This window comes from uncultured Campylobacter sp. (genome assembly GCF_905372745.1).
Taxonomy (GTDB): Bacteria; Campylobacterota; Campylobacteria; order Campylobacterales; family Campylobacteraceae; genus Campylobacter_A.
The window spans coordinates 39937-46934 of sequence record NZ_CAJPQR010000015.1; the positions used below are offsets into that span (position 1 = coordinate 39937).

Below are 6998 nucleotides of genomic sequence, written 5' to 3' on the forward strand. Positions count from 1 at the left end.
GTTATTTCCTATTTTCAAAGATGTATTGCGCGAGGCTTTTTACGCTGTAAAAAATCTCTTTTAAATTTGCGGTTTTAGAATCAAGCACTAGGCCGTAGCTTTTTTGTACCGCAAGGCCGAGCTCGAGCGCATCGACGCTATCAAGCCCGAGTCCTTCGTTAAAAAGCGGCGCATTCTCATCGATATCGCTCGGCTTCATATCCTCTAAATTTAAGCTCTTTATGATGAGCTCTTTTATCTCCTCTATTAGTTCGTTCATTGTTTAAACTCCTTTGTATAATTTTCGCTGATAAAAGCGTGCAGCTCTCTAGCCCTGATCGGATTTGGCCTATCCGCGCAAAACCCGTCCAAATTTAGCCTAAAAAGCTCTTTGAACTCGTATTTTATCATAACGCTCGGGGTTTTGTACCAAGGCTCGTGTTTTTTGAGGCTGGGCGGATCCATTTTAATGGCGATGGCGACTAGCTGTTTTGCCGCATTTACCGCGATATAGGTGGCGGCTTTGTGAAAGACAATCTCGCCCGCCGTGCGCGTGCCTTCGGGAAATATTATCAAGCTCTCGCCGCTTTTTAGGGCATCCGCGCTTTTTTGCAAGAGCTCCTCGTTTGCCGTGTTTAGGATATAGCCGCAGGATTTTATCGCTGGAGCCAAGAAAATATTTTTACCAAGGCCCCCTTTTACCACGCAGTTTGCGCGAGGGATGAGCGCTATCAAAAATACGACGTCTAAAAGCGAAGGGTGGTTTGCGATGATTATCTGCGAAGCGGAGCCAAGCCCCAAAGGAAGGTCAAATTTGGTGCGCTGATAGCCGCAAATTTGAGTAGAAAATATAAAAAATCTCCAAGCCAAACGCACCAGATCGCGGCAAAAATAGCGAATAAATTTAAATTTATAAAGTCCAAGAAGCGCGACCGGGATAAAGATCAAATTTCCAAGCGCACAGATGAGTCCAAATAGTGCGAAATTCGCCCCGACGATAAAAATTTTAAACCCGCGACGAGGGCTCATAATCCCACCGCCAAGCGGAGTTTTTATCCGCGCTTTGCCAAGAGCATTTTTGCTTCGGATCGAAATTTTGCAAGAACTTAACGAGCAAATTTTCATCCGTCTTGCCGCCTAGATCGCCTTGCGATAGGCTTAAATTTTCGCCCTCGCTAACTAGCAAACAAACCATGCATGAGGGCGCAAACTCATCAAAATACTCCTGCGAAATGCTCTCGTGATAGGCTAAAACGAGCGCATTTTTGGCTCCGCTTTTTAGCATCAGATGCGCCTGCACCAAAGCGTACTCTAGCGGCGCGTATGCAGAAACGGCGGAGATTTCGCTACGGTTTTTAAAATTTATCGCTAAAAGTGAAGAAAGGGCGTTGTGTACCGAGAGCGAAAACGAGGTCGGCGATATGAGTTCGCCGCGAGCTAGCGTATTTTGCAGCTCAAAACAGCGATTTATCTCGCCCTCATAAGAGCTAAAAACGATAGGCATATCAAGCGGCGCGATATTTTTGGTTAGATCAAAGGCGCATTTTGCCGCGCGGCTAAGCCTGCGACGCTCAAGCGGGGGCACGTGCGAGACGTCAAGCTCCCTCTTGTATGCCGCTAGCTTCGCGTCCTGCGCGCCGTTAAAAACTACCGCGTCAAAAAAATCGAGTTTAAAATTTAGCCCCATTTCTCCTTTTGCCGCCTATTTTGCTATATCGCCTTTTAGCGTTACGCCCGCCATCAAAGCGCCCGCGCCGCACTGAAACTGCGTTTTAGAGTCAAAAGGCTGTTTTTTGTAGTATCCGGTCAAATTTACCACTTTCGAGCCGCCCTCTTGCACCGCGCGCTCTTGGAAGGTTTTTACCGCCGACAAAAACGCCCACTCGCACGCCTCTTTGTCGCTTTTGTTAAAGGCATTGGTTTTTTTGTTCGCCATTAGGCCGCTTTTGATGATGCCGCCTTTCGTACCCGAGCCAAAGCTTAGCTTGATGTTTGGATTTAGCACCTCTTTAGCCTTTGGCGAGTTTAACGCCTCCTCGATCGAAAAGTGCTGCACGTCGTCGCGCGCGCTCAAATTTAAAGCCAAGGCGCAAACGCCTGCCAAAACTAATGATTTTTTCATTTTTTCTCCTTTATTTTGCCGTATTAGCGCATAATATTACCGTAAATTTCGTTAGTATAAACATAAAAGCTCGGTTTTAGCCCAAATTTTACCCCGCAAAGGCAAACGACGCTCGCGGTATTGCTTTGCTTTATCTTTAAAAAGCATTTGCCTAGCAAAGCGCCGCTTTATGCTTTGATTTTTTCGCCGATATTTAGACCCGCTTTGCCGCTTTGTTTTAAATTCTTTTAAAAATTAGCGAGGTATTTACTCCGCCGAAAGCAAAGTTGTTGCTCATAACAAAGTCCGTATCTATCGCCGTTTGCTCGCTCAGATAAAAAAGCCGCGCGCACTCCGGATCGACGCTGGTTAAATTTATCGTCGGGAAAAATCTCTTCTCTCTCATCATCATCACGCTAAATATCGCCTCCAAACCGCCGCAAGCTCCCAGCGTGTGGCCGAGGTAGCTTTTTAGTGAGCTGATAGCGATTTTATCTCCGAAAAGCTCGTTTGTAGCGATACTCTCGGCGATGTCGCCCTGCTTAGTCGCCGTGGCGTGAGCGTTTACGTAGCCGATCTTTTCAGGCGTTAAATTTGCATCTTTTAGGGCTAAAGCCATCGCGCCTTTCATCGTCGCGCTTTGCGGTCGCGTTACGTGCGAGCCGTCGCAGTTTGAGCCAAAACCCACGACCTCGGCGTAAATTTTAGCTCCGCGTTTTACGGCGCTCTCTTCGCTTTCAAGCAAAAGTATCCCAGCGCCCTCGCCTAGCACTAGCCCGTCGCGCCCCTCGTCAAAGGGAGCCGGCGAAATCTCGGGCGAGCTATTTTTCACGCTAGTGGCATAAAGCATGTCAAACACGTACGCCTCGCTCGGGCACAGCTCCTCGGCGCCGCCTGCTAACATCATGTCGATCTTGCCGCTTTTGATACTCTCGTAGGCGTATCCGATCGCGTGCGAACCGCTCGTGCAGGCCGAGGACGTCGGGATAATGCGACCTTTTAGCGAGTAAAAAAGCGCGATATTTGCCGCCGTGGTGTGAGGCATCATCTTGATGTAGGTGTTGGCATTGCACTCGTTTTCGCCGCGCTCTAGCAGTTTTGCCATCGCCAGTATCGACTCGGTGCTACCCGTAGACGAGCCGCACGCGACGCCTAGTCTGCCGTCCTGCACGCTAGGATCTAGGCTCGCGGCGTCTAAATTTTCGCCTCGCATCAGTCCTGCGTCTCTTAGCGCTAGACCCGCCGCCTCGACGCTATACATCGAGACTATGCCTAGGCTTCTTAGCTGCTTGCGGTCCCACGAGATAGGACACTCGTAGCCCTCTATGGGCGCAGCTAGGCGGGTATTTAGATCCTCATATCTATCCCACTGAGGCATGTATCTCACGGCGTTTTTGCCAAGCTCAAATTTAGCCCTTATCTCGTCCCAACTCTTGCCAAAGGCGCTCACCATACCCATGCCGGTTATAAAAACTCGCATCAGCAAAGCCCTCCGTTTACGCCGATAACCTGCCTCGTTATGTAGGCTGCGCCCTCGCTTAGCAAAAACTCCACCAAAGGCGCGACCTCGTCTGCTCTGCCCGCTCTTTTAGCGGGGATTGCCTTTAAGATCTCCTCCATCGGCAAACCGCCGTCCGTCATATCAGTCTCGATGAGTCCCGGTGCGATGCAGTTTACGGTGATATTTCGCGAGGCTAGCTCGGCGGCTAGGGATTTTGCCGCGCCGATGAGGCCGGCCTTGCTCGCTGCGTAGTTGCTCTGTCCGCGGTTGCCGATGACGCCTGAGACCGAGCTCATGATGACGATGCGAGCGGGCTTTTTGGCGCGGATCATAGGCATGAGAGCTGGCTTTAGGACATTATAAAAGCTGTTTAAATTCGTATCTACGACGCTAAACCAATCCTCATCCTCGATCGCTACGAAGGTATTATCGCGCGTGATACCGGCGTTTAGTACCACCGCGTAATAAGCTCCGTTAGCCTCTATATCGGCCTCGATCGCCGCTCTTGCCGCCTGCGTATCTGCGACGTCAAATTTTAAAGCGCTCAAATTTAACTCGTTTTGTAAATTTAATAGCCGCTCGCTCTCGCTTTTGCCGTGCAGCACGACCTCGTATCTAGCCGCCGCCAGCCGTCTAGCCACCGCTTCGCCGATGCCACGACTTGAGCCCGTTATCAGCACTCTTTTACTCATCTAGTATCCTTTTTACGTATTCCTCGTCCGGGCTTAGCACGTTTAGCGTCGCGCGCGCTCCAAGCTCGCCGTTTACGTAGAGCTCGCAGTCGTAAACGCCAAAACCGCTTGCGTCTTGTATCGAGCAGGCAGCCTCGATGACGACTTCGTCTCCGACCTGTAAAAATGGCTTAAATATCTCAAATTTTCTACTGCCTAGCAAAAAACCCAGGCCAAATTTCATACCTTTTAGTTCGCGCATCTTTGAGTCGTAGATGCCCAGCGACTGAGCCATCATCTCGACGGTTTTGTGCATGGCGAATTTGCCGTTTGAGAGAAATTTATTATCCTCTTTTATAACGCTTTTGGTTTTTATGCGTCCTTCTTCAAATTTAAGCACCTCGTCGATAAAAATGATCGCCGTGCCGTGCGGGAGATAACCCTCTAGGCTCATTTCGCCCTCCCAAACACGATCGCCGCGTTATCGCCGCCGAATGCAAACGACAGCGACATAGCTGAATTTACGACCGCTTTTTGGCCAAATTTTACCAAATTTACCCTCTCTATCTCATCATCATAAACCCCGTCATATACGTGCGGCGGCAGCACTGTTTCACCTCTAGCGCAAAGCATAGCGCAAAGCGCGCTCTCGATGGCTCCTGCGGCTCCTAACGTGTGGCCGATTAGAGGCTTAACGGAGCTTGCGGGTACGAGCGGCAAAAGCGAATGCACGATCTTTGCCTCGATTTTATCGTTTGCCTGCGTGCCCGTGCCGTGTAAATTTATATAATCAACGCTACTTAAATTTGCCGCCTGCAGCGCCTTTTGCACGCACTTTGTTTGCATCTGAGCGCTAAAATCGGGCTGCGTCATATGAAACGCATCGCAGTTTGAGTGCTCGCCCGCGATAACGACGTTTGAGATTTCATCCCTGCTCGCCACGAAAAATGCCGCGCCTTCGCCGATATTTATACCGTCGCGATTTTTGGAAAACGGATTGGTCTCGCGCGCGCTTAGGATGCCTAGGCTATCAAAGCCGTTTATCGTTAGCGTATTTAGGCTATCCACGCCGCCGCAGATTACGGCGTCGCAGATACCGGGCTCCAGCAGCCTTTTTGCCGTTATGATCGCCTTGACGCCCGAGGTACAGGCCGTCGAGACGGAAAACGCAACCGAGCTAAGCCCGTAAAAATCGGCAATAAATTCGGACGGATTGGCTAAGGAGTTGCGACTGACGCCGAATTTTGAAGCATCAAAAAACCCCGTTGCGGCAAAATCCTTAAACGTTTCGTAGTTTTCCTCCACGCCGCTAGTAGTCGTGCCCACCACTACGCCGACGCGATTTTTGCCGTACTTTTTGATAGCGTCTCGCACGTCTTTATCTAGCTGCAAAAGCGCACTTAAAACCAGAGCGTTCGTGCGCGTTTGCAAGTGTTTTGGCGTATTTTGGCTAAATTTAGCCAGCGGCGCGCGGGCTTTGCCGAGGATAAAGCTTTTATCCGCCCTAAAGCCTTCGCAAACGCTCAAAAATCTCTTTTCGCCACATAAATTTGCAAAATTTTCCTCCGCATCGGCTCCGGCTGCGCTGATGAGGGCTGGCTTACTAACGTATATCAAGGGCTCTTACCTTAAAATTTTCGTTATTTGCCGTTATGACGGCCTCTTTTTGATTTGATTTTACGATATTTAGCACTTTCACAAAAAGCTCGCTGTAGGCGCTATTTGGCGGTAAAAAACCGATAGCTTCAAATTCGCCGCTCGGCCTTAAAACTCGCCTAGCCAGCGGAGTACCCATGGAGTTTATCATCGTAAAATAAAAATCCTCTTTTTCATGCGAAATATAGAGCAAATTTGAGCCGCTTTGGGAAATCACTTCAAACTCGCGTTTGTCGAAATTTACGATCTGCGGAACATCAAATTTTGCCTTCGCCGCACATCCGCAAAAAAAGATCGTCGCCGTAAAAATAAGTAAAAATTTAAAAGCTCTTTTAAGCCTCACTCGCTAGCCGCCCCATTAAAATCTTTATTGTTTTTTAGAATAATTTTAAATTATATCTTTTTTACCTTAAACCTACAGCGCAGAGCTTGCCTCCAGCTAAAGACCGCGCAAATTTAGGAATGCAAGGGATTTAGGCGCTTAAAATAAGCTAATCTACTCCCCCAGCCCCATCCTCACGCGGTTTACGCAAGTAACCGCTAGTAAAAATACCGCTACGTAAAGCACCCAGACGCTCCACGAGGGTAGCTGTCCCAGTAGCGCGTAAACGGTAGCTATAAGCCCGAATAAAAACGCTCGGTCGCTTTTACCCATAGGTCCGTCATATCGCCTGCCCCGTCCGTGGATCTGACCTAGCACGCCTAAAAATTCGCTCATAAAAGATAGAAAGATAACGAGCGTGATAACGCTCTGACCAAACGGAGCTACGAAGGCAAAGGGTAGATAAAGTGCGGCGTCCGAAATAACGTCCGTAGCCTCGTTTAGGTAGCCTCCTAGCGGGCTTTTTTGATTAAACTCGCGAGCTAGCATACCGTCTATGGCATTTAGCGCCATACGCAAAAACATCCAAACGGGCAGTAGAAAAAATAGCGCTGAAATATCGGCAAATTTTATCAGAACTCCGCCAAGTAAAACGGAAATGGCGCAGGCAGCGATAGTAACTTCGTTTGCCGTGACGCCTGCGCTATAAAGACGCCTAACTAGCGGGCGCAGTAGATTTTGAAACCTGGGTTTTAGCTCGTAAATACT

At 49.1% G+C, this 6998-nt stretch carries 10 protein-coding genes; all 10 read right to left on the reverse strand.

The genetic code is table 11. The annotated features are described in order from the left end of the window. Position 1: 1 nt before the first annotated feature. Complete coding sequence (locus QZ157_RS05920; RefSeq protein WP_122862785.1) at positions 2–259, reverse strand: phosphopantetheine-binding protein; 258 nt, start codon at positions 257–259, stop codon at positions 2–4. Next, the gene (locus QZ157_RS05925; RefSeq protein WP_295143045.1) at positions 256–1008 is read right to left on the reverse strand and encodes a 1-acyl-sn-glycerol-3-phosphate acyltransferase; all 753 of its coding nucleotides are present in this window, start codon (positions 1006–1008) and stop codon (positions 256–258) included. Before QZ157_RS05925 ends, QZ157_RS05920 begins: the two co-directional genes overlap by 4 nt. Next, positions 986–1666: a beta-ketoacyl synthase chain length factor gene (locus QZ157_RS05930; RefSeq protein WP_295143048.1), complete on the reverse strand. Its 681-nt coding sequence runs from the start codon at positions 1664–1666 to the stop codon at positions 986–988. Before QZ157_RS05930 ends, QZ157_RS05925 begins: the two co-directional genes overlap by 23 nt. Before the next feature lie 15 nt (positions 1667–1681). Then, positions 1682–2101, reverse strand: a complete 420-nt coding sequence (locus QZ157_RS05935) for an excinuclease ABC subunit A (RefSeq protein WP_295143051.1) — start codon at positions 2099–2101, stop codon at positions 1682–1684. 217 nt (positions 2102–2318) lie between these two features. Next, positions 2319–3560: a beta-ketoacyl-ACP synthase gene (locus QZ157_RS05940; protein WP_295143053.1), complete on the reverse strand. Its 1242-nt coding sequence runs from the start codon at positions 3558–3560 to the stop codon at positions 2319–2321. Then, positions 3560–4273: a 3-oxoacyl-ACP reductase FabG gene (fabG, locus tag QZ157_RS05945; RefSeq protein WP_295143056.1), complete on the reverse strand. Its 714-nt coding sequence runs from the start codon at positions 4271–4273 to the stop codon at positions 3560–3562. Before fabG ends, QZ157_RS05940 begins: the two co-directional genes overlap by 1 nt. After that, entirely contained in the window at positions 4266–4706 is a 441-nt protein-coding gene (locus tag QZ157_RS05950) for a thioester dehydrase (RefSeq protein WP_295143058.1), read from the reverse strand. The genes fabG and QZ157_RS05950 overlap by 8 nt, the downstream gene beginning before the upstream one ends. Beyond that, positions 4703–5869, reverse strand: coding sequence for a beta-ketoacyl synthase N-terminal-like domain-containing protein (locus QZ157_RS05955; RefSeq protein WP_295143061.1), 1167 nt, complete (start codon positions 5867–5869; stop codon positions 4703–4705). Before QZ157_RS05955 ends, QZ157_RS05950 begins: the two co-directional genes overlap by 4 nt. Beyond that, positions 5856–6251 carry a hypothetical protein gene (locus QZ157_RS05960; RefSeq protein WP_295143064.1) on the reverse strand — a complete coding sequence of 132 codons (396 nt, stop codon included), beginning with the start codon at positions 6249–6251 and terminating at the stop codon, positions 5856–5858. The genes QZ157_RS05955 and QZ157_RS05960 overlap by 14 nt, the downstream gene beginning before the upstream one ends. 153 nt (positions 6252–6404) lie before the next feature. Further along, positions 6405–6998: CDP-alcohol phosphatidyltransferase family protein (locus QZ157_RS05965; RefSeq protein ID WP_295143067.1), on the reverse strand; the 594-nt coding region annotated here is incomplete at its 5' end.

Excerpts from the sequence above, each read along its gene's own strand:
- QZ157_RS05935 (WP_295143051.1), bottom strand. The coding sequence starts at position 2,101 with ATGAAAAAATCATTAGTTTTGGCAGGCGTTTGCGCCTTGGCTTTAAAT.
- QZ157_RS05940 (WP_295143053.1), bottom strand. The coding sequence starts at position 3,560 with ATGCGAGTTTTTATAACCGGCATGGGTATGGTGAGCGCCTTTGGCAAG.
- QZ157_RS05930 (WP_295143048.1), bottom strand. The coding sequence starts at position 1,666 with ATGGGGCTAAATTTTAAACTCGATTTTTTTGACGCGGTAGTTTTTAAC.
- QZ157_RS05950 (WP_295143058.1), bottom strand. The coding sequence starts at position 4,706 with ATGAGCCTAGAGGGTTATCTCCCGCACGGCACGGCGATCATTTTTATC.
- QZ157_RS05920 (WP_122862785.1), bottom strand. The coding sequence starts at position 259 with ATGAACGAACTAATAGAGGAGATAAAAGAGCTCATCATAAAGAGCTTA.
- QZ157_RS05925 (WP_295143045.1), bottom strand. The coding sequence starts at position 1,008 with ATGAGCCCTCGTCGCGGGTTTAAAATTTTTATCGTCGGGGCGAATTTC.
- fabG (WP_295143056.1), bottom strand. The coding sequence starts at position 4,273 with ATGAGTAAAAGAGTGCTGATAACGGGCTCAAGTCGTGGCATCGGCGAA.